The organism is Sphingomonas arantia, assembly GCF_042682045.1.
GTDB classification, from domain to species: domain Bacteria; phylum Pseudomonadota; class Alphaproteobacteria; order Sphingomonadales; family Sphingomonadaceae; genus Sphingomonas_R; species Sphingomonas_R arantia.
Map to the genome: position 1 here is coordinate 525,979 of NZ_JBHUGS010000002.1, position 23,604 is coordinate 549,582.

At 69.2% G+C, this 23,604-nt stretch carries 17 protein-coding genes; 10 read left to right on the plus strand and 7 right to left on the minus strand.

Annotation, left to right across the window (positions count from 1 at the left end; genetic code table 11):
* The first annotated feature begins 24 nt into the window (after window positions 1-24).
* Window positions 25-3,030, plus strand: a complete 3,006-nt coding sequence (locus ACFSGX_RS08220) for a glycosyl hydrolase family 28-related protein (protein WP_380928988.1) — start codon at window positions 25-27, stop codon at window positions 3,028-3,030.
* On the opposite strand, the gene ACFSGX_RS08225 is transcribed toward ACFSGX_RS08220, so the two are convergent.
* The 4 genes from ACFSGX_RS08225 to ACFSGX_RS08240 all read right to left on the minus strand — a co-directional run bounded on the left by ACFSGX_RS08225 (window position 2,990) and on the right by ACFSGX_RS08240 (window position 7,421).
* Window positions 2,990-4,138 carry a PepSY-associated TM helix domain-containing protein gene (locus ACFSGX_RS08225; protein WP_380928990.1) on the minus strand — a complete coding sequence of 383 codons (1,149 nt, stop codon included), beginning with the start codon at window positions 4,136-4,138 and terminating at the stop codon, window positions 2,990-2,992. The genes ACFSGX_RS08220 and ACFSGX_RS08225 overlap by 41 nt on opposite strands.
* Window positions 4,135-6,177, minus strand: coding sequence for a TonB-dependent receptor (locus ACFSGX_RS08230; protein WP_380928991.1), 2,043 nt, complete (start codon window positions 6,175-6,177; stop codon window positions 4,135-4,137). The genes ACFSGX_RS08225 and ACFSGX_RS08230 overlap by 4 nt, the downstream gene beginning before the upstream one ends.
* A 99-nt stretch (window positions 6,178-6,276) precedes the next feature.
* Window positions 6,277-6,714: a DUF2946 family protein gene (locus ACFSGX_RS08235; protein WP_380928993.1), complete on the minus strand. Its 438-nt coding sequence runs from the start codon at window positions 6,712-6,714 to the stop codon at window positions 6,277-6,279.
* A gap of 26 nt (window positions 6,715-6,740) precedes the next feature.
* Window positions 6,741-7,421, minus strand: a complete 681-nt coding sequence (locus ACFSGX_RS08240; RefSeq protein WP_380928995.1) for a hypothetical protein — start codon at window positions 7,419-7,421, stop codon at window positions 6,741-6,743.
* A gap of 116 nt (window positions 7,422-7,537) precedes the next feature.
* Here ACFSGX_RS08240 and ACFSGX_RS08245 point away from each other — a divergent pair, with 116 nt between their 5' ends.
* The 7 genes from ACFSGX_RS08245 to ACFSGX_RS08275 all read left to right on the plus strand — a co-directional run bounded on the left by ACFSGX_RS08245 (window position 7,538) and on the right by ACFSGX_RS08275 (window position 14,985).
* Window positions 7,538-9,082, plus strand: a complete 1,545-nt coding sequence (locus ACFSGX_RS08245; RefSeq protein WP_380928997.1) for a L,D-transpeptidase family protein — start codon at window positions 7,538-7,540, stop codon at window positions 9,080-9,082.
* A 61-nt stretch (window positions 9,083-9,143) separates the two neighbouring features.
* The gene (locus ACFSGX_RS08250; RefSeq protein ID WP_380928999.1) at window positions 9,144-11,954 is read left to right on the plus strand and encodes a monovalent cation/H+ antiporter subunit A; all 2,811 of its coding nucleotides are present in this window, start codon (window positions 9,144-9,146) and stop codon (window positions 11,952-11,954) included.
* Entirely contained in the window at window positions 11,951-12,304 is a 354-nt protein-coding gene (locus ACFSGX_RS08255; protein WP_380929001.1) for a Na+/H+ antiporter subunit C, read from the plus strand. Before ACFSGX_RS08250 ends, ACFSGX_RS08255 begins: the two co-directional genes overlap by 4 nt.
* The gene (locus ACFSGX_RS08260) at window positions 12,301-13,824 is read left to right on the plus strand and encodes a monovalent cation/H+ antiporter subunit D (RefSeq protein WP_380929003.1); all 1,524 of its coding nucleotides are present in this window, start codon (window positions 12,301-12,303) and stop codon (window positions 13,822-13,824) included. The genes ACFSGX_RS08255 and ACFSGX_RS08260 overlap by 4 nt, the downstream gene beginning before the upstream one ends.
* Entirely contained in the window at window positions 13,821-14,312 is a 492-nt protein-coding gene (locus ACFSGX_RS08265; protein ID WP_380929005.1) for a Na+/H+ antiporter subunit E, read from the plus strand. Before ACFSGX_RS08260 ends, ACFSGX_RS08265 begins: the two co-directional genes overlap by 4 nt.
* On the plus strand, window positions 14,309-14,578 hold the full coding sequence (locus tag ACFSGX_RS08270) for a K+/H+ antiporter subunit F (protein WP_380929006.1): 270 nt from the start codon (window positions 14,309-14,311) through the stop codon (window positions 14,576-14,578). Before ACFSGX_RS08265 ends, ACFSGX_RS08270 begins: the two co-directional genes overlap by 4 nt.
* The gene (locus ACFSGX_RS08275; RefSeq protein WP_380929007.1) at window positions 14,575-14,985 is read left to right on the plus strand and encodes a Na+/H+ antiporter subunit G; all 411 of its coding nucleotides are present in this window, start codon (window positions 14,575-14,577) and stop codon (window positions 14,983-14,985) included. The genes ACFSGX_RS08270 and ACFSGX_RS08275 overlap by 4 nt, the downstream gene beginning before the upstream one ends.
* A 231-nt stretch (window positions 14,986-15,216) precedes the next feature.
* Here ACFSGX_RS08275 and ACFSGX_RS08280 read toward each other — a convergent pair whose 3' ends face one another.
* The gene (locus ACFSGX_RS08280) at window positions 15,217-16,662 is read right to left on the minus strand and encodes a mannitol dehydrogenase family protein (RefSeq protein WP_380929009.1); all 1,446 of its coding nucleotides are present in this window, start codon (window positions 16,660-16,662) and stop codon (window positions 15,217-15,219) included.
* A complete protein-coding gene (gene uxaC / locus ACFSGX_RS08285) occupies window positions 16,659-18,071 on the minus strand; it encodes a glucuronate isomerase (RefSeq protein WP_380929010.1) in 1,413 nt (470 codons plus the stop codon). Before uxaC ends, ACFSGX_RS08280 begins: the two co-directional genes overlap by 4 nt.
* A gap of 197 nt (window positions 18,072-18,268) precedes the next feature.
* Here uxaC and ACFSGX_RS08290 point away from each other — a divergent pair, with 197 nt between their 5' ends.
* Complete coding sequence (locus tag ACFSGX_RS08290) at window positions 18,269-19,540, plus strand: NAD(P)/FAD-dependent oxidoreductase (RefSeq protein ID WP_380929011.1); 1,272 nt, start codon at window positions 18,269-18,271, stop codon at window positions 19,538-19,540.
* Between the two features lie 88 nt (window positions 19,541-19,628).
* Window positions 19,629-20,606, plus strand: a complete 978-nt coding sequence (locus ACFSGX_RS08295) for an alpha/beta hydrolase (RefSeq protein WP_380929012.1) — start codon at window positions 19,629-19,631, stop codon at window positions 20,604-20,606.
* 42 nt (window positions 20,607-20,648) lie between these two features.
* Here the strand turns inward: ACFSGX_RS08295 and ACFSGX_RS08300 are convergent, their stop codons facing one another.
* Window positions 20,649-23,552, minus strand: coding sequence for a TonB-dependent receptor (locus tag ACFSGX_RS08300; RefSeq protein ID WP_380929014.1), 2,904 nt, complete (start codon window positions 23,550-23,552; stop codon window positions 20,649-20,651).
* Window positions 23,553-23,604 lie beyond the last annotated feature (52 nt).

Consider the following 23,604-nt stretch of genomic DNA (forward strand, 5'->3'; position numbering starts at 1 on the left):
ATAGAATTTCGGGGGAGAGAATCGATGAAGTCATGGTGCCTTGCGGGCGCGGCGCTGCTGCTGCCTGTCCCTGCCCTCGCTGCGACGGCGGGCTCGACCTCCGTCTACCTTCAGGCCCCGGCCGATCCGCGCGCGATCACTGTGCGCGGCGTGGGCGACGGGCGTGCGGACGACAGTGCCGCGATCCAGCAGGCGATCGATGCCGCCGCCGCGGGGGGCCATGGCGGCGTCGTGTTCCTGCCGTCCGGCCGCTACCGCATCACCCGGACGATCTTCGTCAAAACGGCGGTGCGGGTGTTCGGCGTGGGCAAGACGCGGCCGGTGATCCTGCTGGCGGACGGGACGCCCGGCTACGGATCCGGCGTGGCGGCGATGGTCAGCTTCACCGGGGAAGACCAGTACCGCGTCGGCAAGGCGCCCGTGCCGCCGCGCACCAGCGTGCCGTTCGATCCGTCGATCTTCGACGCGACGTCGAGCACCTTCTACTCCACGCTGTCCAACGTCGATTTCGCGATCGGCGAGCGCAATGCCGGCGCGGTCGCGGTGCGGTTCCGCGTCGCGCAGCACGGCTATCTGCGCCACATCGATTTCCACACCGGATCGGGGCTGGCCGGCGTATACCAGGCGGGCAACGAGTTTGAGGACCTGAACTTCCACGGCGGGCGCTACGGCATCATCTCCGAAAAGACGTCGCCCGCCTGGCAGTTCACGCTGATCGATTCGACGTTCGACGGGCAGCGCGACGCCGCGATCCGCGAACATGAGCTTGGGCTCACACTGGTCAACGTCGCGATCCGCAACACGCCGGTCGGGATCGAGATCGACAACGGCTATTCCGACTCGCTCTGGGGCAAGAACGTCCGGTTCGAGAATGTCGCGCAGGCTGGCGTGCTAATCTCGAACGAAAACAATGTCCTGACGCAGATCGGGTTCGACAATGCGGTGGCGACCGGGACGCCGACGTTCGCGCGGTTCCGCGACAGCGGACGCACCGTGGCTGGTCAGGGCCGGCAATACCGGGTGAGCGACTTCTCGTACGGACTGAAACTGCCCGCGCTCGGCACGATCGGGGCGTTCGCGACCGATGTGAAGATGGCGCCGCTCGGCCGCATGCCCGCCCGCCCCGCCCCCGCGATCCGCGCGCTGCCGCCGGTCGCGACCTGGGCCAATGTCCGCGATTTCGGCGTGAAGGGCGATGACACGACGGACGATACCGCCGCGTTCCAGCGCGCGATCGATACGCACCGCGTGCTGTACCTGCCGATGGGGCGGTACCGCGTGTCGGACACGCTGCGGCTGCGGCCGGACAGCGTACTGATCGCGCTGCACCCCAGCCTGACGCACATCTACCTGCCCGACGAAACGCCCGCCTTCATGGGCGTCGGCGCGGCCAAGGGACTGATCGAGTCCGCGCGCGGCGGCAACGCGATCGTCCACGGCGTCGGCCTGTGGACCGGCGGCGTCAACCCGCGGGCGAGCGCGCTGATCTGGCGCGCGGGTGCTGCGTCGATGGTCAACGACGTGAAGATCCAGGGTGGCGGCGGCACGGTGCTGACCAAGGGGAGCCCGATCGGCTTCGGCAACCCGAAGGCGCGGTTCGACGGGCAGCATCCCAGCATCTGGGTCACCGACGGCGGCGGCGGCACGTTCGCGGCGGTCTGGTCCCCGAACACGCTGGCGTCCGCCGGGTTCTACGTGTCGAACACCAAGACGCCGGGCCATGTCTACGAACTGTCGGCCGAACATCATTACCGGGCGGAGATCGTGCTCGATAACGTCGAGAACTGGGATTTCCTCGCCCCGCAGACCGAACAGGAAGTCCGCGACGGGATCGACGCGATTTCGACCGAGTTCCGCAATTCGCGCAACATCCTGTTCGCCAACTATCATGGCTACCGCGTCACGCGGTCCGCCAAGCCGATGGATGCGGCGGTGAAGCTGTATAATTCGGGCAACATCCGGTTTCGCAACGTCCATGTGAACGCCGAAAGCGCGTTCGCCAGCTGCGACGCCAAGGGCTGCGGCACCTATGTCCGCGCGAGCAAGTTCCCGTTCGAAAACGCGATCAAGGACATGACCCGGCAGCAGGAGGTTCGCGAGCGCGAATTCGCCAGCCTCGACGTGCCGCCCGCCCCCGCACAGGCGGCGCAGGCCCCCGCCATCCCGGTGACGCCCGGCGTGCGGAAGCTGGCCGGCGGCTTCTATTCGATCGCCGGTGCGGCGACCGACGCGAAGGGCAAGCTGTACTTCATCGACCGGCAGTTCCAGCGCATCCATGGCTGGACGGACGCGGAGGGGCTGTCGATCGTCAGCGACGCGACGCTCGACCCGGTCAACCTGGCCGTTGCACGCTCGGGCGACCTGCTCGTGCTGTCCTCGGCCGGGCGCGACGGGACGGTGTACAGCATCGACCCGGCCAAGCCGGCCGACGTGCGCGTCATTCCGCCGACACCGGTGCGCGCGCGACGCGGCGCCGCGACGTTACTGCCGGTCAACGTCTGGGCGAACGGCGAATTCGCGGACCGGATCGATCCGGTGACCTACCGTTTCCCGACGCTGGCCGACTTCTTCACCCGCGGGCTGGGCGAGGCGAAGCCGCAGGAATATGTCTCGCCGGACGGGTCGCTGGTCCTGCCGGCGTTCCGCGTGTGGAACCAGGGGCCTGACGATCATCAGGGCTGGCGCTGGTCCGATACGCTCGACGCGCACGGCTTCGTCGGCGCGCCGGTCGGGTCGCGCGTGTTCCTGACCAATGCGTCGGAGAACCGGACCTATAGCGGGCTGGTCGGCGACGGCGGGCGCGTGACGGACCTGAAGATCGCGGCGGACCGTGGCGGCGAAAGCGTGGCGCGCGATGCAGCCGGCAACCTGTATGTCGCAAACGGACAGGTGTTCGTCTACGCGCCGGACGGCACGCTCACCCGGCGGATCGACGTGCCGGAGCGCCCGCTGCAACTCGTGATCGGCGGGGCGGACGGGCGGACCCTGTTCATCCTGGCGCATCACACGCTGTACGCGACGACGCTCTGACGGACTGGCTCCGCCGCCGGAGCCAGCGCCGCAACCCGGTGTAGAACAGGATCGCCGGCAGCAACCCCGCGACGAAGGCGAGCACGCGCCCTGTCAGGCCGAACGCCTCGCCGCCGTGCAGCGGGTGCAGCCAGTTCAGGACGGTATCGCCGCCGCTACCCGCCAGCCCGTCCCGCACCGCCACGATCCGCCCGTCATGCGGATCGAGCCAGACGTTGGTGCGCGGGAAGCGCCGACTGGGTTCGCCGGGGCGCGACAGGTTGATCCGCACCGTGCCGGTCGCGCCGGCGGGCGTCTCGATCCAGGCGAGCGCCGCGTCCGGGAACCGCGCCTGCGCGATCGCGACCAGCCGGTCGATCGGGACCGCGCCCTGCCCCGCCGCAACGGTCGGGCGCGCCGCGGGTGTGATCGGCGAGGCCAGCGCGACCACCGCACGCGTCTGATCGGGCAGGTCGAGCATCGCCCCCGTCGCGGTGACGACGAGCAGCAGGACGAGCCCGACCAGCCCGTTCAGCTTGTGCCAGTCGTACAGCCGGCGGATCGGCGCGGCGTCGCGCTTAAACCGCAGTGCGCGCCACCAGCCCCCCGGCCGCGGCCACCACGCCCACAACCCGCTCACGATCAGCAGCAGCATGACGAGCCCAGCGATCCCCATCGCGATCCCGCCCGGCTCCTCCAGCAGCAGCCGGTAATGCAGGTCGTAGAGCCAGGTCACGACCGTATCGCCCCAGAAACCGGTGCGGATCGTCCGCATCGCGACGGGATCGATCCAGACGAGCAACGGCGCGAACGCGCGGCCGGCGGTCTCCTTCGGCTTGTAGTAACGCGCCGGGATCGCGCCGCCCGCCTCGGTCACCTCGATCCGCCAGGCCCCGGTGCGGGTCGGATGGTCGCGGTGCAGCGTATCGACCACCGCCTGCCACGATGGCGGGCGCGCATCGCCCGGCACTGCGCGCAACGCCGGGTTCAGCGCCGCGTCGATCTCCGGATAGAAGACCAGCGCGCTGCCCGTCAGCCCCGCGAACACGAACAGCGTGCCGATGGTCAGCCCGAGCCAGAGGTGGATGCGCCGCACCGTGACGCGCAGCGGCGCGCGGGTCGCACTCACCGGAACCCGACCCGGACGGTCGCGAGCAGCGAGCGCGGATCGGCCGGCGCGTGGAGCCGCTGCGTCCCGTCATACCAGACATATTCGTAGCGATCATTGGCCAGGTTCTTGACCTGCGCCGACAGCGTGACCTGCGGCGTCAGCGTGTAGGCCAGCTCCGCATTCAGCACGACATAGTCGCCGAAGCGGCCCTGCGAATTGGCGGGGTCGAGTTCGTAGCTCGACTGCCCGTTGCCCCACAGCGACAGCCGGACGCGCGCCGCCGGATCGAGGTCGATCCCGCCGCTGAACACGTTGCCCGGCACATGATCGATCCGGTTGCCGGCCTGCGACGGGGTGGCCGGATCGGGCGTCACGATCCGCGCGGACTGGCGCGACCAGCTGGCCCAGAGTGCCACGCCGCGAACCGGCTTCACGTCGATCTGCACGTCGACGCCGCGCCGCCGGGTCCGCCCGAGATTGTCGAAATCACCCGACGGATCGTTCAGGCGGCGCTTCAGCTCGCCGCTCGCGGTTTGCTGCCACAGCGCCACGCGCGCCTCCAGCCAGCGGCCGCGGGTCAGCTTGAAGCCGCCCTCATACCCCTCGTTGATCGATGCGGCGACATCGGCCACCCGCGGCGGCACGAGATAAGCGCCCGAGCCCGCCCCGATCTGGAACGTCCGGCCGTAATTGCCGTAGAGCGTGAGCCCAGGCGTGGGCACGACCGCGACGCTCAGCTTGGGCTGGCTGATCGTCCCGTAATCGTTGATCGGCGCGGTGACCGCGGACAACCGGTCGTGGAAGTCTCCCTCCACCCGGTCGATCCGCCACGCCGGCGTGATCGTCAGCCAGCCGGTCGGCTCGATCACCGCCTGGAGGTAGCCGCCGTAGACCGTCAGGTCGAACGCCTGGTCACGCGTCCGGCGGACGAGGACGCGGCGGTCGGTGGTCCAGCGCGAGCTCTGATTGTCCTGCACCTGCACGTCGCCGCCCGCCTCGATCATCAGGCTGTGCAGCCCGGCGATCGGCGGGTGATAATGCAGCGCGATCGTGCCGCCATATTGCCATTCGTCGGCCAGCCGGCGCTGCTGCGCGACGGTGGCGGAATAGCGGACGTAGCGGTCGTCATACAGGCTGTTGGCATAGCCCTTCGCACTCAGCGCCAGCGTCTCGGCAAGGTCGGAATCGAGGTGCAGGCTGTACTGCCCGATCCGCCGCCGGCCGCCGTCCGTCTCGGACAGCGGATAGGATGTGCGCCGGTCGGTATAGGCGTCCACATCGGTCAGGTAGCCCGGTTCCTGCGCGGTCGCGGTCGACCGCCGGACGATCGCGCCGATCCGGGTGGCGCCGAAATCGTAGAACCACTTGCCCGCCAGGTTCAGCCGTTCGAGATCGGCATGGTCGCGGTAGCCGTCCGTCCGGCGATAGCTGACGAGGTAGTTCTGGCTGAACCCGCCGCGTTCGTAACCGGCCGAGACCTGCCCGTCATAGGTCTCGAACGCGCCGACGATGGCGCGCGCGTCCAGATAGGTCCCGCCGATCCGGGTCAGGATGTTCGCATTGCCGGCGATGTTGTGCAGCCCCCAGCGCGGGTCGGACGTGCCGCGCACCAGCTCGATCCCGGCGATGTCGAGCGGGGCGATCATGTCGATCCCGGTCATGCCGCCGGCATTGTCGTTGGTCGGCACCCCGTCGATCAGCAGCTTGACCGCGTTGATCTCCCCCTCCCCGTTGAAACCGCGGATCGAGAAGCGGCCCGACGTGGTGCCCTGGTTGAAATCGGTCAGCACGACGCCGGGCAGCCGCGCGAACAGCTCCCACGCATTGTCGACCGACTGGCGCTGCGCGATGTCGCCGCCCAGCACGTCGACCGAAGTCAGCACGGTGCCGGCGGCGCGCGCCATGTTGGTGGCGGTGACGACGATGTCGCCGATGGTGAAACGGGTGTCGCCGTCCGTGACACCGGGCGACGGCGTGGGTGAAATGGCGGTTTGTGCGAATGAGGGCGCGGCGGCGGCAACAGCCACCACCCACGCGGTCAGCGTCAAGCGAAACATCGGTAAGACCTTCGACCGGCGGCGATCCCTGGGGACTGCCCACCATGAGCGACGGCGCACGGCCCCAACCGGGACCGGGCGCACTGCGTAGCGTGGGGGTCAGGCGGTCGCGGGCGGTCCGCGCTGCGGCGGGCGGAGGTAGGGCGTGCCGGCCCGGACCGGCGTTCGGACGGGGCGCAGGGCCGCCGCCATGACGAACGCGATCGCCGCCAGCAGGACGATCGGATCGATCCCGCCCAGCGCATGGGCGCTCAGCGCCGTGAAGGCGCAGGGCATTTCGGTCTGGCCGTGGTCGCCGGGTTTCTCGTGATCCGCCATGTCGCCGTGCATTGCCGGCATCGCGGCCGGCGCGACGCCCGAACACAGCGTGATGGTGACGCGCCCGTTCTGGCTGGCGACCATGTAGCCGGCCGGCACGATCAGCTTCAGCGCCAGCGCCGCCATGCAGATCAGCACGGCGATATGGCGATGCGCCAGGATGAGGCTGCGGAGTGCGGACACGTGCGACGCGCTACGCGGTTCACGGAGCGCTGTCATCGGGACAGGTTGTCCCGCGTCGTTTTCTAGGGGGGCGGGTCGGTCTGGACATCGCCGCCGCCCATCATCCCACCGCCGCCCATGCCGCCACCGCCTCCCCCGCCGCCACGGCCGGACCCGCCACCGGACCGGTCGCCACCCCCGCGCCCGCCCGACCCCGACGGCCGCGCCGGACCCTGCGGCGGCAACACCAGCCCGGCCGGCACGGGGTCGAGATCGAGCGCCGCGCGGATGAAATCGCGCAGCGACACGACGAGGTCGTGCGTCGGCACCGGCCGCCCGGCGACCAGTTCCTGCGCGGCCGTCGCGGCAAGCTGCACATGCGCATCGGTGCCGAGCAGAATGATGTCGGACAGCGCGGCCTCCACCGCATCGCGGATCCGACGCGTCCGGTCCGACCCGGCGGCGCCAGTCCCGGCAACGGTTAGGTCGATCGCGGTCGCCTCGGTCGCTTCGCCCTGGCGGCGCGGGTCGCGCAGATGCGCGGGGTCGACCGTCAGGTTGCCGGTGAAAGATCCGCCCAGCGTCTTGTACGCGGCGATCAGCGTGCGCAGCCGTTCGTTGATCTGGCGGTTCAACCGCTCGCGGCGCTGCTGGATCGTCATCATCGTGACCAGCCGGATGCCGACGCCGATCAGCGTGACCAGCACCAGCCCGAACAAGGTCGCGAGCACGCTCTGCCACGAACTGAAATCGATATTGCGCATTGCACACCCCTCGTCCGCAGACCACGAACGTCACGACCATCAAGAACGGACAACGCGACTTGCGAAGATTTCGGGCCAAAATTGCGACGATCGCACCGCCGGGACGTTGCGATGGCATGAAGTTGAAGACGATGCGGGTGCGACGCACCCATGCAGGGCGGACGCTGCCTATGGTTCTGGCGGCGCTGGCCGCGATCTCGATCCCGCACGGCGGCATGGCGCAGACGCCTTCGACCGACAGCATCCCGGTCGCCAAGACCGCGGTCACCGGTCCGATCGTGGCGAACGTCTATGCCAAGGTGGGCTGGCGGACGATCTGGACGCCCGGGCTGATCGCGGCGTTCGACCGCGTGCTGGAGGATCGCGGGCGGCACGGGCTCGACCGCGTGGCGTTCCTGCCGGACCCGATGCCGGATGCGTCACCGGTGGCGGCGGACATCGCGCGGACCGAGGCGACACTCGCTTATGCCGCGGCGCTTGCCTACGGACGCGTCGATCCGGCCACGCTGCATGCGGTTTACACGCTGCCCAAGGCAAAGGCAGACCTTGCCGCCGGGCTGGCGAGTGCGATCGCGGCCGACCGGCTCGCCGCCTGGTTCGACGGTCTCGCGCCGCAGGACGACGAGTATCGCCAGTTGTCCGCGTCCTACCTGACGTTCCGTGCCAGGGCGTCGGTCGCGCCCGCCGGGCAGCCGATCGCGGCGGGACTGATTCGGGTCGGCGACCGCGATGCGCGCGTCGCGGCGGTGGTCGAACAGTTGACCGAGAATGGCTATTTCACGCCCGCGACGGCGGCCGCGCCGACCGGACCGGTGCGCTACACGCAGGCGATGGCCGATGCGTTGAAGGCGTTGCAGGACGATTACGGGATCGCGTCGGACGGTGTCGTCGGGCCGGACACGCTGAAGGTGCTGAACCTCGGCCCCGGCGACCGGGCGCGCGCCATCGCGGTGGCGCTGGAACGGCGGCGCTGGTTGTCGCGCACCACGCCGGACACGCGGATCGACGTCAACACCGCGGCGGCGCAGCTGCGCTACTACCGCGACGGCACGCTGGCGGACGAGCGCAAGGTGATCGTCGGCGAGCCGGGGCACGAGACGCCGCCGCTCGCGTCGCCGATCTTCCGGCTGGTCGCCAACCCGACCTGGACCGTGCCGAAATCGATCCAGAACGGCGAGATGGCGAACACCGACGACGCCTATCTCGCGGCGCACAACATGGTGCTGAAGGACGGCTGGATCGTGCAGCAGCCGGGGCCGGACAACGCGCTCGGCCTCGTCAAGTTCGACATGGCGAACGACCAGGCGATCTACCTGCACGACACGTCCACTCCCGCGCTGTTCGGCCGCAGCCAGCGTCACCTGAGCCATGGCTGCGTGCGGGTGGAGGATGCGCAGGGCTTCGCGCAGATGATCGCCGAGGATCAGGGGATCGGCTCCGAATGGTATGTGGCGCAGGCGTCCGGCGAGACGCAGTTCGTGCAGATCCCGACGCGGATCCCCGTGCGGTTGCTCTACCACACCGTGTTCGTCGACGATGCCGGGCGCGTCGCGTTCCGGACCGACGCCTATGGCTGGAACGATCCGGTCGCCGAGCGGCTGGGCTTCACGCCGAACGCGGCGCGCAAGGTGGAGGCGAAGGCGATCGATATCGGGCCGTGAGGGCATCGACCCGCGCCGCGCATCGTGTCAGAGGATCGCACTACCGCACGGATAATGCTCGATGATCCTGACGACGCTGACGACGCTCCCGTTCCTCGCCGCACTGTTGCTGGCGTTGTGCGGACGTGCGTCGCGGGGCGTGCATATTGCGATCGCAGGGGCCGCGAGTGCGATCGGGCTCGGGCTCCTGCTGCATGCCGCGACGGGGGTGTTGGCGGGCACGCCGCTGACGCTGCGGATCGGCTGGGTGCCGGCGATCGATCTCGATGTCAGCCTGTGGCTCGATCCGCTCGGGCTGCTGTTCGCCGGGCTGATCCTCGGTATCGGGTTGCTCGTCGTGATCTATGCGCAGGGTTATCTGGCGAAGGACGAGCCGACCGGGCGGTTCCTCTCGTTCCTGATGCTGTTCCAGGGCGCGATGGTCGGGATCGCGCTGTCCAACAATGTCCTGCTGATGCTGGTGTTCTGGGAGCTGACGAGCCTGTCGTCGTTCCTGCTGATCGGCTTCTGGCGCGATCGGGCGGACGCGCGACAGGGTGCGCGGATGGCGCTGGCGGTGACCGGCGGCGGCGGGCTGGCGCTGATCGGCGGGCTGCTGCTGCTCGGTCAGGCGGCCGGGACCTATGATCTGGCGACGATCCTGACGCGCGGCGATCTGGCCCGCGCGTCGCCGCTCTATCCCGCGATCCTGGTGCTCGTGCTGCTCGGCGCGTTCACCAAGTCGGCGCAGTTTCCGTTCCATTTCTGGCTGCCGCACGCGATGGCAGCACCCACACCGGTCAGCGCGTACCTGCATAGCGCCACGATGGTGAAGGCCGGCGTGTTCCTGCTCGCGCGGTTGTGGCCGGTGTTGAGCGGGACCGAACTATGGTTCGATCTGGTTGCCACGACCGGGCTTGCGACCATGCTGTTCGGGGCGGCGGTCGCGCTGTTTCGCAACGACCTGAAGGCGATCCTGGCCTATTCGACGATCAGCCAGCTCGGGCTGATGGTCATGCTGCTCGGCTTCGGCACCGCCGCCGCGGTGACGGCCGCGCTGTTCCACATCCTGAACCATGCCGCGTTCAAGGCGGCACTGTTCATGAACGCCGGGATCGTCGATCACGAGACGGGCACGCGCGACATCACGCGGCTGGGCGGGCTGGCGCGGCTGATGCCCATCACCGCGACGCTCGGGACGCTGGCGGTCGCCGCGATGGCCGGGCTGCCGCCGCTCGGCGGGTTCATCTCGAAGGAGATGATGCTGGAGGAGAGCCTTCACGCGGGACAGGGCTGGCTGGTCCCGCTGCTTGCGACGCTCGCCGCGCTGCTGTCGGCCGCCTATTCGCTGCGTTACGCCATGCAATATTTCGGGGCCCAGCGGACCGGTGAAGTCGGGGCGCCGCATGATCCGGGGCTCGCGATGATCGGGCCGTCCGTGGTGCTGGTGACGGTCGCGCTCGTGCTGGGTCTGCTGCCGATGACGATCGCCGGGCCGCTCGTCCGGGCCGCGTCCGGTGCGGTGATCGGGGGTACGCCGCCGGAGCTGGATCTGGCCCTTTGGCACGGCATCAACCCGGCGCTCGGGATGAGCATCGTCGCGGTCGCGGCGGGTGCGCTGCTGCTGTGGCGGCGTCGGCCGATCGCGCGCTGGGTCGCGGATCAGCGCAGGCCCGACGCGAAGTTCATGTTCGACACCGCCATGGATGCCATCATCGGCGCGACGCGGCGTGTTTCGCTCGCAGTCCACACGGCGTCGTTGCAACGCTATCTGTTCATGCTGTTCGCGGTTGCGGTCGCGTGCGGGATCGACGGCGCGCTGACCAACGGCGGCCTGCCCGGCGGCACGCGACCGACGCAGCCCGCCTCCCCCATCGCGATCGTCGCCTGGTTCGCGCTGGTCGTGGCGACCGGCACGGTGGTGATCGCACAGCGGCGGCGGTTCCTGGCGCTCGTCTTCATCAGCGTCATCGGGCTGGTCATGGCGCTCGCCTTCGTCCGGCTGTCCGCGCCGGACCTCGCGCTGACGCAGATCGCGGTGGAGGTCGTGACGATCCTGCTGATGCTGCTCGCGCTCCACCTGTTGCCGAAGATCCCGCCGCGGCTGTCCGACACGCCGCGCCGGGTGCGCGATGCGGTGCTGGGCATCGCGGCCGGGATCGGCACGGGCTGGACCGCGTGGGCGATCATGACGCGCGAGGCGCGCACGTCGGTGTCGTCCTGGCACTGGGCGCACAGCTATTCCGGCGGCGGGGGCAAGAATGTCGTCAACGTCACGCTCGTCGATTTCCGCGCGTTCGATACGCTGGGGGAGATCATCGTGCTCGGCATCGCCGGCCTCGCAATCTACGCGTTGCTCGAACCCGCGGCGCGCGGTGCGGCCGGGCGGCGGTTGCGCGAATGGCGCGCGGACATGCCGCATTCGCCCGAACGCCACCCGATGATGTTCGTGATGGCGACGCGGCTGCTGCTGCCGCTGGCGCTGCTGGTGGGCATCTACATCTTCCTGCGCGGGCATAACCAGCCGGGCGGCGGGTTCATCGCGGCGCTGGTCTTCGCGATCGCGCTCCTGCTCCAGTATCTCGCCTCCGGGTTCGACTGGACCGACGACCGGCGCAAGATCGGCGAACATCCGCTGATCGCGATGGGCGTGCTGATCGCGGCCGCCACCGGCCTTGGCTCGCTCGCGTTCGGCAAGCCGTTCCTGACGAGCAGCTTCGGCCACTTCACCCTCCCGCTGGTCGGCGAGTTCGAGCTGGCGACCGCGACTTTGTTCGACACGGGCGTCGCCTGCGTCGTGGTCGGCGCGGTGATGATGGCGCTGGCCCAGCTCAGCCATGTCGCGCAGCGCGCCGCGAAATACCGCGAACCGGATGCGGAGCCGCCACGATGACCCTCGAATTTCTGGTCGCCAGCGCCATCGGCGTGCTCACCGCGGGTGGCATCTACCTCGCGCTGCGGGCGCGGACGTTCCAGGTCGTGCTGGGGCTGACCCTGCTATCCTATGCGGTCAATCTGTTCCTGTTCGCGGTCGGGCGGCTGGTGGTCGATCGGCCGCCGCTCTACGCGCCCGGCATGACCGATCATGCCGATCCGCTGCCGCAGGCGCTGGTGCTGACCGCGATCGTCATCACCTTCGGCATGACCGCTCTGGTCGTCATCCTGTCGCTGCGGTCTTACCTCGAAAGCGGGTCGGACCAGGTCGACGGGATCGCCGATCCGCCGCGGGACGAAGGCGAATGACCGCGCTCGACCATCTCGTCATCGCGCCGGTCGTGATCCCGGCGATCGTCGCGCCGCTGGCCCTGCTCGCGATGCGGCGGCGGCGGCGGGTCGGCGTCGCGCTTTCGCTAGCGGGCTGCGTCGCGATGCTGGCCGCGGCGCTCGCGCTGTTCGGCATCGCGCAGGACGATACGATCCGCGCCTATCCACTCGGCGACTGGCCCGCGCCGTTCGGCATCGTGCTGGTGCTCGACCGGCTGTCCGCAACGATGCTGGTGCTGGCCGCGGTGCTGGGGCTGGTGGTGATGGTCCATGCGGTCGTCACCGCGGCGGACCGGCGCGGCTGGCATTTCCACCCGCTGTTCCATTTCCAGCTGCTCGGCCTGAACGGCGCGTTCCTGACCGGCGATCTGTTCAACCTGTTCGTGTTTTTCGAGGTGCTGCTGATCGCGTCCTACGGCCTGATGCTGCACGGCCAGGGGGCGGACCGGCTGAAGGCGGGGGTCGCCTATGTCGTGGTCAACATCGTCGGATCGGCGCTGTTCCTGATCGCGCTCGGGCTGCTCTACGGGCTGACCGGCACGCTCAACATGGCCGATCTGGCGGTGCGCGTTGCGGCGCTGGGCGCGGCGGATCAGGGCCTGCTGCGGATCGCCGCGCTGCTGCTCGTCACTGTTTTTGCGCTGAAGGCCGCGGTCGTGCCGCTGCATCTCTGGCTGCCGCGCACCTATGCCGCGACCGCGCCGGTGGTGGCCGCGCTGTTCGCGATCATGACGAAGGTCGGCGTCTATGCGATGATCCGTGTCATCCCGCTGATCTTCGGCGACGGTGCCGGGGCGGCCGCTTGGGTGCCCGCCCCGTGGCTGCTGCCCGCTGCCGTCCTGACCGCGATCATCGGGTTCGCCGGGATCCTGGCGGCGCGCGCGATGCGGGAACAGGCGGCGTTCGCGATCGTCGGGTCGACCGGCACGCTGCTGCTCGCGGTCGCCTGCTGGACGCCGACCACGACCGCGGCGGCTCTCACATACCTCGTCCACGCGGTGATCGCGGGGGCGGCGTTGTTCCTGGTCGCGGACGTGGCGCAGCGCCGGCGCGGGCAATATGGCGACGCGCTGGTCCCCACGCCGCGCTTCGCCGGACAGCAGGCGGCCGGGCTGCTGTTCCTGGCCGCCACCGTCGGCGCCGTCGGCCTGCCGCCGCTGTCGGGCTTCGTCGCCAAGCTGTTCATCCTCCAGTCGAGTTTCGCGCTGCCCGGCTGGTGGGTCATCTGGGCGACGGTGCTCGGCACCACCCTGATCGGCGTCATCGGTTTCGCACAGAGCGGCAGCCGACTGTTCTGGAAGTCCGCGCCCGATGCCGCACCGATCACCGGTCCGGCGCGGTCGCGCTTCGAGTTCATCGCCCCCGCCATGCTGATCGCGCTCCTCGCGCTGCTGACGATCGGCGCCGGCTGGGTCACGGCGCAGATGCAGGCGACCGCGGCGCAGGTCTATGCACCCGAGCGCACGATCGCCGCGGTGCTGAGGGAGGCTCCAAGATGATGAAGCGCATCCTGCCGCACCCCGCGCTGTCGGCGATGCTGCTGGTCGTCTGGCTGCTGATGGCGAACGGCATCACCGCGGGTGGCGTCCTGATGGGCGCGCTGTTCGGCGTGCTGCTGCCGAAGTTCACAGAACCGTTCTGGCCGGATCGCCCGCGCATCCGGTTCGGGCGCACGCTGCTCGTCTACCTCGTCACGGTGCTGTACGACATCGTCGTCGCCAATTTCCAGGTCGCCGGGCTGATCCTGTTCCGCCGCAACGCCGACCTGCGTTCGCGCTGGCTGGTGATCCCGATCGCGCTCACCACACCGGAGGCGATCACCGTACTCGCCGGCACGATCAGCCTGACGCCCGGCACCGTCTCGGCCGACGTCTCCGCGGACGGCCGCTTCCTGCTGGTCCACGCGCTCGACGTGCCCGATCCGGTGGCGGAGATCGCGCGGATCAAGGCGCGCTACGAGGCCCCCCTGCTGAGGATCTTCCGATGATCACGGTGGCACTTTATATCGCCGCGGTCGCCATCGCGCTCGCGCTGCTGCTGAACGGCTGGCGGCTGCTCAAGGGGCCTGCGCTCGGCGACCGGATTGTGGCGCTCGACACGATGGTGATCAACGTCATTGGCGTCATTCTGCTGATCGGCATCGCGGGCGGCACGGCGACCTATTTCGAGGCGGCGCTGCTGCTCGCGATGGTCGGGTTCGTCAGCACGATCGCCTACTGCAAGTTCGTCCTGCGCGGGGATATCGTCGAATGAGCGCGCTGCTGGACATCGCGGTCGCGGGGCTGCTGCTGCTCGGCGCGGCGTTCGTGCTGATCGGCAGCTGGGGGCTCGTCCGCCTGCCGACGACGATGGAGCGGCTGCACGGGCCAACCAAGGCGACGACGCTCGGGCTTGGCGCGCTGCTGGTCGCGAGCGTGCTGTTCTTCCAGTCGCGCGGGATCTGGTCCGCGCACGAGCTGCTGATCTCGCTGTTCCTGTTCATCACCGCGCCGATCTCGGCCAACATGATCGCCAAGGTCCACCTGCACCGCCGCCGCACCGGGGGACACGTCGAGCCCGGCGGGATCGCGGGCGAACCCCCGCGGCCGAGCGAGGACGGCGACTGGGCGACGTTCGAGGCGCCGAAGCAGGATACACAGGCATCGACCGCGAACAGCTGATCTGGGTCTGGAGCGCGCGCGTCGAGTCACATCAGTTGCCCCCACCTCGTTTGGTTCGAGCTTGTCGAGAACTCAGCGCAGAGTTCTCGACAGGCTCGAACCAAACGGAATAGGGGTACGGTTCAGCTGAAATCTTCGCGCTCGAACGCGTGCATGTACCCGCCCAACCGCGTCCATCCCGAACGCAGCCGAGGGGCGCTGTGAGCTTCGAATGCGCTCGAGATGAACGGTTCAGGAAGCCGCTATCGCATCCTGCAACGCCGCGCGGGGACCGGCCGTCCGCCATTTCGTCACAGCTTCGACAAGGGCCGCCATCGTGATTTCGGACGCCCCGATCGCAGGCGCGAAGATGCCCAGCTCTCTGGCGAACCGCGTCACCACAGCGCCCACAGCGCCCCCGGCCTCGGCCCAGATCGCCGCATAGCGCGCGTCGAACGGATCGCTCGCGATCGCCGGCGCGCCCGCCGTGTAGGCCATCCAGGCCGCGAGGCTCATCAGGTGGAACGGGCTCGCCTGCCCTCTCTCCAGCCGGTCCGCGACGGTCGCGATCCAGCGTTGCGGCAGCTTCTGCGACCCGTCCATCGCGATCTGGTCGAGCCGGTGGTGGAGGTCGGCATTGCCGAACCGGTCGAGGATCGCGGCGATGTACGCCTCCGGGTCCAGCCCCGCGGCCGGGGTCAGGCCGGGGACCGCCTCCGTCCGCATCTGCGCCAGGACGAAGGCGCGGAGCAGCGGGTCGGCGATCGCCTGGTGGACATACTCATGGCCGAGCTGCAGCCCGGCATAGGCCAGCGTCGAATGGCTGGCGTTGAGCAGCCGCAGCTTGGCGAGTTCGAACGGTGCGACGTCCGCGACGATCTGCGCCCCCGCCGCCTCCCACCGCGGACGCGGGCCGGCGAAGCGGTCCTCGATCACCCACTGGCGGAACGGCTCGGTCACCAGCGCCGCTGCGTCCTCGACGCCAATCGCCGCGGCGACCGTCGCGCGGTCCGCGGCGGTCGAGGCGGGCACGATCCGGTCGACCATCGTATCGGGTGCCGCGACATGCGTGCGGGTCCAGTCCGCCAGCCCCGCGTCCGACGCGTCGAGGAAGGCGAGCAGCAGCGCCATCAGCAGCGTGCCGTTGTGCGACAGGTTGTCGCACGACACGAGCGTCAGCCCCCCCGCCCCGTCCGCGCGGCGCCGCGCCAGCCCGGCGGCGAGGAAACCGTAGATCGTCTGCGGCGTGTCCCCGCGCAGGTCGGCGGCGACAGCGGGATCATCGGTTAGCAGCCGGCCGGGGGCGGGGTCGCGGTGATAGCCCTTCTCGGTCACGGTCAGCGTGACGACATGCGTGTCGGGGGCCGCGATCGCAGCGATCACCGCTTGCGGATCCTCCGCCGCGACGAGCAGCGTGTCGATGAGGGTCACCAGCCGGGTCTCGCCCGCGCCGTTCTGCCGATCGGTCACGGTATAGAGCCCGTCCTGCGGCGCCAGCGTATCGCGGACCGCCGCCGAACGCAGCGATACGCCCGTGATCCGCCAGCCGTCGCCGGCGTCCTGTGTATACACCGCCTGATGCGCGCGGTGGAACGCGCCGATGCCGAGATGGACGATCCGCCGCACCGGCCCCGACCCCTCGACGGGCCGCACGACATCGTCGGACAGCGCGGACAGCGTTGCGCGCGACAGCCTCACAGCTTGTACGCCCGACGGACCAAGCCACTCGTCAGCTCCTGCGCCAACTCCGCCGCTTCCCAGTCCTCCAGCCGGTGCTCGGCCACGAGACGGGCCAGGAAGCCGCAGTCGATCCGCCGCGCGACATCGTGACGCGCCGGGATCGACAGGAACGCGCGCGTGTCGTCGTTGAACCCGACCGTGTTGTAGAAACCGGCCGTCTCGGTCGTCATCTCGCGGAACCGGCGCATCCCCTCCGGACTGTCGTGGAACCACCAGGCCGGCCCCAGTTTCAGGCAGGGATAATGACCGGCGAGCGGCGCCAGTTCGCGCGAATAGGTGCTTTCGTCGAGCGTGAAGAGGATGATCGACAGGTCGGTCGAGGTGCCGAACCGGTCGAGCAGCGGCTTCAGCGCGTGGACATAGTCGGTGCGGCGGGGGATATCGGCGCCCTTGTCGCGGCCGTGGCTGGCGAACAGGCCGGCATTGTGGTTGCGCACCGATCCGGGGTGGATCTGCATCACCATGCCGTCCTCGATGCTCATGCCCGCCATCTCGGTCAGCATCTGCGCGCGGAACAGTTCGGCATCGGCTGCGGTCCAGTCGCCGCCGACGATCCGCGCGAACAGCGTCTCGCATTCCGCGGGCGACAGGTTCGCGGTTGCTGCGGTCGGATGGCCGTGGTCGGTCGCGGTGGCCCCGGCCGCGCGGAAGTCCGCACGGCGCTTGCGGTGCGCCGCGAGGTAGCCGTGCCAGCTGTAGACGTCCTCGCCGGTCAGTTCGGCGAAGCGCCGCATCGCGCCCGCGAACTGCTCATGCTCGACATCGATCACGCCGTCGGGGCGATAGGTGCTGACGACGCGCCCGGTCCAGCCGCTTGCCTGGATGCGGTGATGCGCGTCGAGGCTGTCGTGCGCGCCCTCGGTGGTGGCGAGGAAGTCGATCCGGAACCGGTCGAACAGTGCGCGCGGGCGGAACGCGTCGGTCGCGAGCTTCTCGCCGATCGCGTCGAAGTACAGGTCGGCCGTCGCAGCTTCGAACGCCACGTCCATGCCGAACACCTCGGCGAACACATGGTCGAGCCACATCCGCGACGGCGTGCCGCGGAACAGGGGATAATGCTCGGCCAGCACCCGCCATGCGTCGCGCATCGCCGTCTCGGGCGCGACGCCGTGCCGCGGGATCGCCAGCCGATCGAGGTCGATCCCCTGGCTGTACAGCATGCGGTAGAGATAATGATCGGGCGCGAGCAGCAGCGAGGTCGCGTCGGTCCAGTGGTGATCATCCGCGAACCAGTTCGGGTCGACATGGCCATGCGGGCTGACGATCGGCAGGTCGGCGATGCCGGCATACAGGCTGCGCGCGATGGCGCGCGTCGTCGGATCGGCGGGAAACAGCCGATCGGGGTGCAATTCCAGACGCCGGGTCATGCCGGGGCTCCTCTGCCAGTTGCGATCCCGCGCTCCGGCCCCCCGCATCGTCGCGGGGCCGCGCAGCCGCGGACCGCCGAATAGCGGGGTTTGCCCGCGCGGTGAAGCGGCGTCCGTGCCATCGCCGCACGATGACTGGCATCACCGGCCGGATGTGATAGCGCAGAGCCATCATCTGGCCTGCGAGTATGCACAGCGTGTTTGAATCGAATATCCCGGCACCGGCCGGAGACGCAGCGATCCGTTACGACGTCCTGATCGTGGGCGCGGGCCATGCCGGGACGCAGGCGGCGATCGCGTTGCGGCAACGCGACTATGCCGGCAGCATCGCGCTGCTCGGCGACGAGCCGGAACTGCCCTACGAACGACCGCCGCTGTCGAAGGATTACCTGGCGGGCGACAAGCCGTTCGAACGCATCCTGATCCGACCGGAGAGCTTCTACGCCGCGCGCGACATTACGCTCCTGCCCGGCCGGCGGGTAGTGGCGGTCGATCCCGTGGGGCACCGCGTGACGCTCGCCGATGGCGGGACGGTCGGCTACGGCACGCTCGTCTGGGCGACGGGCGGCCAGCCGCGGCGGCTGAGCTGTTCTGGCCATGCGCTGGCCGGTGTCCACGGCGTGCGGACACGGGCGGATGTCGACCGGATGATGGCCGAACTGCCCGCCGTGCGCCGCGTCGTGGTGGTCGGCGGCGGCTATATCGGGCTGGAGGCGGCGGCGGTGCTGACCAAGCTCGGCAAGCCGGTCGTGGTTCTGGAGGCGCAGGACCGTGTGCTGGCGCGGGTGGCCGGGGCGCCGCTGTCCGCCTTCTACGCCGCCGAACATCGCGCGCGCGGCGTCGACCTGCGGCTCGACGTCACGGTCGCCTGTCTTGAGGAAGCCGACGGCGCGGTCACCAGCGTACGGCTGGCGGACGGCGAGGTGTTGCCGTGCGAGATGGTGATCGTCGGCATCGGCATCGTGCCCGCGGTCGAACCGCTGCTGGCGGCGGGCGCGGCGGGCGGCGACGGCGTGACGGTCGACGACCATTGCCGCACCACCCTGCCCGATGTGTTCGCGATCGGCGATTGCGCGGGCCATGCCAACCCGTTTGCGGGCGGTGCCGCGATCCGCCTCGAATCGGTGCAGAACGCCAATGACCAGGCGACCATCGTCGCAAAGGGGCTGACCGGGGCGGCCGAACCCTATCATGCGGTGCCGTGGTTCTGGTCGAACCAGTATGATCTGAAGCTGCAGACCGTCGGGCTGTCGACCGGCCATGATCTCGCGGTGCTGCGCGGCGATCCCGATACGCGCAGCTTCTCGGTCATCTATCTGCGCGACGGGCGGGTGATCGCGCTCGACTGCGTCAACAGCGTGAAGGACTATGTCCAGGGCCGCGCCCTGGTGGTGGCGGGTGCGGAGATCACCCCGACCCTGCTCGCCGACGACACCGTCCCGCTGAAGGCGATGCTGCCGGCGGGGTGACGCGGACCCTTTGCGGCCGGTCGGAACGCGCATACATCTCTGCCAAGCCAGGGCGCGCCACATGCCCATCGGCCATCAGGAGACCGTCATGACGCCACCATCCCGTCGCGCGATACTCGGCGGGGGTGCGATACTGGCGCTCGCCGCGACGCCGCTTGCCGGACAGGTCACCGCGCAGGACGAGGTGATCGAACTCTGGCCCGGCCCGCCGCCGGGCAGCCGCGGGACCAAGATCACCCGCTCGATCGAGCAGAAGGGGCGCGATCCCGCCCACCCCGACCGCTGGATCCGCGGCATCGCGCGCCCGCTGCTGGTGGTGCGGCGCCCCGCGCGGCCTAACGGATCGGCGGTGCTGCTGATGCCGGGCGGCGGCTATGGCTTCCTGTCCTACGATAACGAGGGCGAGGAGCAGGCGAAGTGGCTCAACGCGCGTGGGATCACCACCTTCATCCTGATGTACCGCCTGCCCGCGGAGGGCTGGGACGGGCGCGGCGACGTGCCGTTGCAGGATGCGCAGCGCGCGATGCGGACGATCCGCGCCGGCGCACAGCGCTTCGCCATCCGGCCGGATCGGATCGCGGTGCTGGGTTTCTCGGCCGGCGGGCATCTCGCCGGATCGCTCGCAACGCGCCATGCGGAACGGGTCTATGCGCCGATCGACGCCACCGACCGGCTGAGCGCGCGGCCGGATCTGGCCGGGCTGATCTATCCCGTCATCAGCCTGGATGCGCCGTTCACGCATGGCGGTTCGCGCGACAATCTGCTCGGGAAGGATGCGCCCGCCGCCGCGCTGCGGGCGCGATCGGTTGAGCGGCGCGTCGATGCTACCACCCCGCCGGTGTTCCTGGTCCACGCCGCCGACGACGATCTGGTGCCGGTGGCGAACAGCGTCGCGATGTTCGATGCGATGCGGACCGCCAAACGACCCGTCGCGATGCATGTGTTCGAGGATGGCGGCCACGGTTTCGGCACGCGCTTGCCCGCGACCCAATCGGCATCCGCCTGGCCCGGCCTGTTCGTCGCGTTCGCCACGCGGCAGGGGATCCTGCCGGGCGGGCCGGCCTAAAATGAACCTCCCCCCGGCCGCACGACCGGGGGGGACACAGCCTTACTTGAACGTGTAGCGCGCGCCGATCGCGAAGGTCCGGCTGAGCAACGTGGTGCCCAGGTTGAACTGTTCCGGGCCGCCGGTGTCCTCGAACTTGTAGTAGGTCTGCTGCTTCGACTTGGTCAGGTTCACCGCGTCGAACGTCAGCCCCAGCCGGTCGTTGACGTTCAGCGTCAGCTGGAGGTCGAGGCTCTTTTCCGGGTTGCGCCACACGCCGATCGGGTTGGCGAACAGCCGCGCCTCGTTGTTGGCGAGGAACGCCTTGCGCCAGATGTAGGACAGCCGCGCGCCGATGGGCCCGCGATCATAAGCGAGCGTCGTGTTGTACGACAGGTCCGACACGCCGAAGAAGGGCGAGGTCGCCTGCCCCGTGATGTTGCCCGCCGCATCGGACAGCGGGATGTTCTGTTTCGAATCGAGCACGGTGACGCTGCCCTGGAACCCGAGGCCGCGGAACGGACCCGGCAGATAGTCCGGGAAATAGGTCAGGCCCGCCTCGATCCCCTTGAGCACGCCGTCGGACGCGTTGACCGGCCGCGTGATCGCGAACGAGTTGGTGGCACCGGCGACGATCCCGTTGTTCGGGATCGTCTCGCGCACCGTCAGCGGCACGACCAGGCCGTCAACCTCGCGCCGGAACCCGGTGACGAAGATCGCGCTGTTGCGATCGAAGTACCATTCGGCCGCGACGTCGTAATTCTTCGACTCCGTCGGCCGCAGCGTCGCGGTACCCGCCGTGCCGCTGCCGTAGCCGACATTGGTGAGATCGCCGGTCAGCGCGAAGTTCGGGTTGATGTCCGAGAAGCTCGGCCGGCGCAACGTCTGGCCGTAGTTGAACCGCACGCGCAGCTTGTTGGTGATCTCGTACCGCGCGGTGAAGCTCGGTAGCCACTTCGCGGAGCCGGTCGACACGAAGGTCTGCGCACCGTTGGCGTACCGATCGAAGAAATTATAATCGGTGTCGACCGTCACGTGCCGCACGCCGGCCTGCAGCTTGAGCGGCCGGCCGAAGATCGACAGTTCGGCATCCGCCTGGATATAGGCGGCGAGCGTGGTTTCGGTGATATCGAACACGCGTTGTAACGCCAGCTGGTCGGACGTCTTCAGCCCATACAGCGCGCGGACGGTGTCGGCATTCTCGTGCAGCCAGTAACCGTTCGGCAGGACCCAGCTGGTCGGGCTGTCGCTCCGGCCGTCGAAGAAGTCCTTGTTCGTGAACTGCGCTTCGGACGGCAGCGACGACAGGGTGCGGCCGAGATTGGCGGCGTCCTGCGTCCGGACCGACGTCGCCGCCTTGCGGTTGTCGTAGCGGAAGCCCGCCTTGATCTGGCGCAGGAAGCCTTCGTCCCAGCCATAATAGCCGTCGAGCGTGCCGGTCAGCGCGCTGCCCTTGTCGCGATTGGCGTTGTCGTAGAATTGCGCGACGTTCCAGATGCTGGGGTCGGTCAGCAGCGCGTCATTGTCGAAATGATAGGACGGGATGCCACCGCCCGCGTTGAAATCGACGTTGATCTGGTTGGCGGTCCGCTCGGTCCGCATCGCGTTGAACGACGTGGTGACCTTGCTGGTCTGATAGGCGACGTCGCCGATGATCTTGCCGCTCGATCCGAGATCCCATTTGCCGTTCACCGCGTAGACGAAGCTGTCCGTCTTCGACTTGGTATAGTCGCCGCTGTTGAACCCGTAGACGCTGTTGGCGGTGCGCGACTTCACGATGTTGGTACCGTCGTACAGCGTCACCGGCTGCGGATTGCCCCAGAAATCGACGAAGCTGAACTGCAGGCTGTTGAACGTCTCGCCGCGGAACCCGGCGTAGAACGCCTCGGCCGTGTAGACCGAGCTGCTGTTCGGCGCCCATTGCAGCGCGATGTTGGCCGACGGCCTCTCGCGCTTGCCGTACAGGTCCGAACTGAAGATCGCGTCGCGCGACAGGTAATAGGGCGTGGTGACGCCGTTGATGTTCAGCGTCGAACCCGGCGTCGTCGGCAGGCCGCGGTCCAGCCCCGGCGTCCAGTTGCCGTTGGTCGCACCCGGGAAGATCCGCTCGAGCGGCGCGAGGCCGGACCCGGCGGGCGGCGTCTCGGTCGCGAACGGGACGAACGCGCCCGCGGTGATCGTCTGGTCGCGATATTTGGTGCGCGTGTAGCTGCCGTTCACCAGCAAGCCGATGTCGCCGATGCCGGTTTCCCAGCGGTTGCTGACGAGCAGCGCCGCGTTCGGGTTATAGCTGTCGGCCTGTTCGTTGTAGATTCCGCGTGCGAGGCCCGAGATCGCGAACCCGTCGAAATCGAATGGGCGGCGCGTGGCGACGTCGATCTGTCCGGCCAGCCCGGTCTCGATCTGCTCGGCCGCGCGCGTCTTGTACACGTCGACCTGTTTGACGAGATTGGCGGAGATGTCCTGCAGCGCGAATGCCTGCCCCGCCGCGGTGAAGATGTTGCGGCCGTTCAGCGTGGTGAGCGCGTCGGGCAGCCCGCGGATCGAGATCGCGGCGGCCTCGCCCCCCGTGCGGTTGGTCACCTGCACGCCCGTCACGCGCTGCAACGCCTCGACGACATTGTTGTCGGGCAGCTTGCCGACATCCTCGGACACGATCGAGTCGACGATCTGGATCGAATTCTTGCGCACGTTCAGCGCGCCGACCAGGCTGGCCCGCACCCCGGTGACGACGATCGCTTCCTCGCTGCCGTCCGCGGCGGGTGCGGCGGCGCCGGCTGCGGGTTGCGCGGTGTCGGCGGTCGGGGTGGTCGCCGCCGGGGCGCTGTCGGTCCGTGCGGGGGTGCCGGTCGGCGCGACCTCCGGGCGATCCTGCGGCGTGGTGGGCACCGCCTGCGCGAAAGCCGGTGCGGCGAGCACCAGCGCGAGGACGGACGCAGAACAGAGTTTGAATGCCTTGATCGCCATGCGACCTCTCCCCGATTCGTTATCGCGGCCTTGTTGTCGGCCTACCATTACT

Bases quoted from the DNA above. Each gene is read 5' to 3' on its own strand.
- ACFSGX_RS08255 (WP_380929001.1), top strand. From the start codon at position 11,951: ATGACCCTCGAATTTCTGGTCGCCAGCGCCATCGGCGTGCTCACCGCG.
- ACFSGX_RS08275 (WP_380929007.1), top strand. From the start codon at position 14,575: ATGAGCGCGCTGCTGGACATCGCGGTCGCGGGGCTGCTGCTGCTCGGC.
- ACFSGX_RS08240 (WP_380928995.1), bottom strand. From the start codon at position 7,421: ATGCGCAATATCGATTTCAGTTCGTGGCAGAGCGTGCTCGCGACCTTG.
- ACFSGX_RS08295 (WP_380929012.1), top strand. From the start codon at position 19,629: ATGACGCCACCATCCCGTCGCGCGATACTCGGCGGGGGTGCGATACTG.
- ACFSGX_RS08220 (WP_380928988.1), top strand. From the start codon at position 25: ATGAAGTCATGGTGCCTTGCGGGCGCGGCGCTGCTGCTGCCTGTCCCT.
- uxaC (WP_380929010.1), bottom strand. From the start codon at position 18,071: ATGACCCGGCGTCTGGAATTGCACCCCGATCGGCTGTTTCCCGCCGAT.
- ACFSGX_RS08270 (WP_380929006.1), top strand. From the start codon at position 14,309: ATGATCACGGTGGCACTTTATATCGCCGCGGTCGCCATCGCGCTCGCG.
- ACFSGX_RS08250 (WP_380928999.1), top strand. From the start codon at position 9,144: ATGATCCTGACGACGCTGACGACGCTCCCGTTCCTCGCCGCACTGTTG.
- ACFSGX_RS08230 (WP_380928991.1), bottom strand. From the start codon at position 6,177: ATGTTTCGCTTGACGCTGACCGCGTGGGTGGTGGCTGTTGCCGCCGCC.
- ACFSGX_RS08265 (WP_380929005.1), top strand. From the start codon at position 13,821: ATGATGAAGCGCATCCTGCCGCACCCCGCGCTGTCGGCGATGCTGCTG.
- ACFSGX_RS08300 (WP_380929014.1), bottom strand. From the start codon at position 23,552: ATGGCGATCAAGGCATTCAAACTCTGTTCTGCGTCCGTCCTCGCGCTG.
- ACFSGX_RS08245 (WP_380928997.1), top strand. From the start codon at position 7,538: ATGAAGTTGAAGACGATGCGGGTGCGACGCACCCATGCAGGGCGGACG.
- ACFSGX_RS08260 (WP_380929003.1), top strand. From the start codon at position 12,301: ATGACCGCGCTCGACCATCTCGTCATCGCGCCGGTCGTGATCCCGGCG.
- ACFSGX_RS08235 (WP_380928993.1), bottom strand. From the start codon at position 6,714: ATGACAGCGCTCCGTGAACCGCGTAGCGCGTCGCACGTGTCCGCACTC.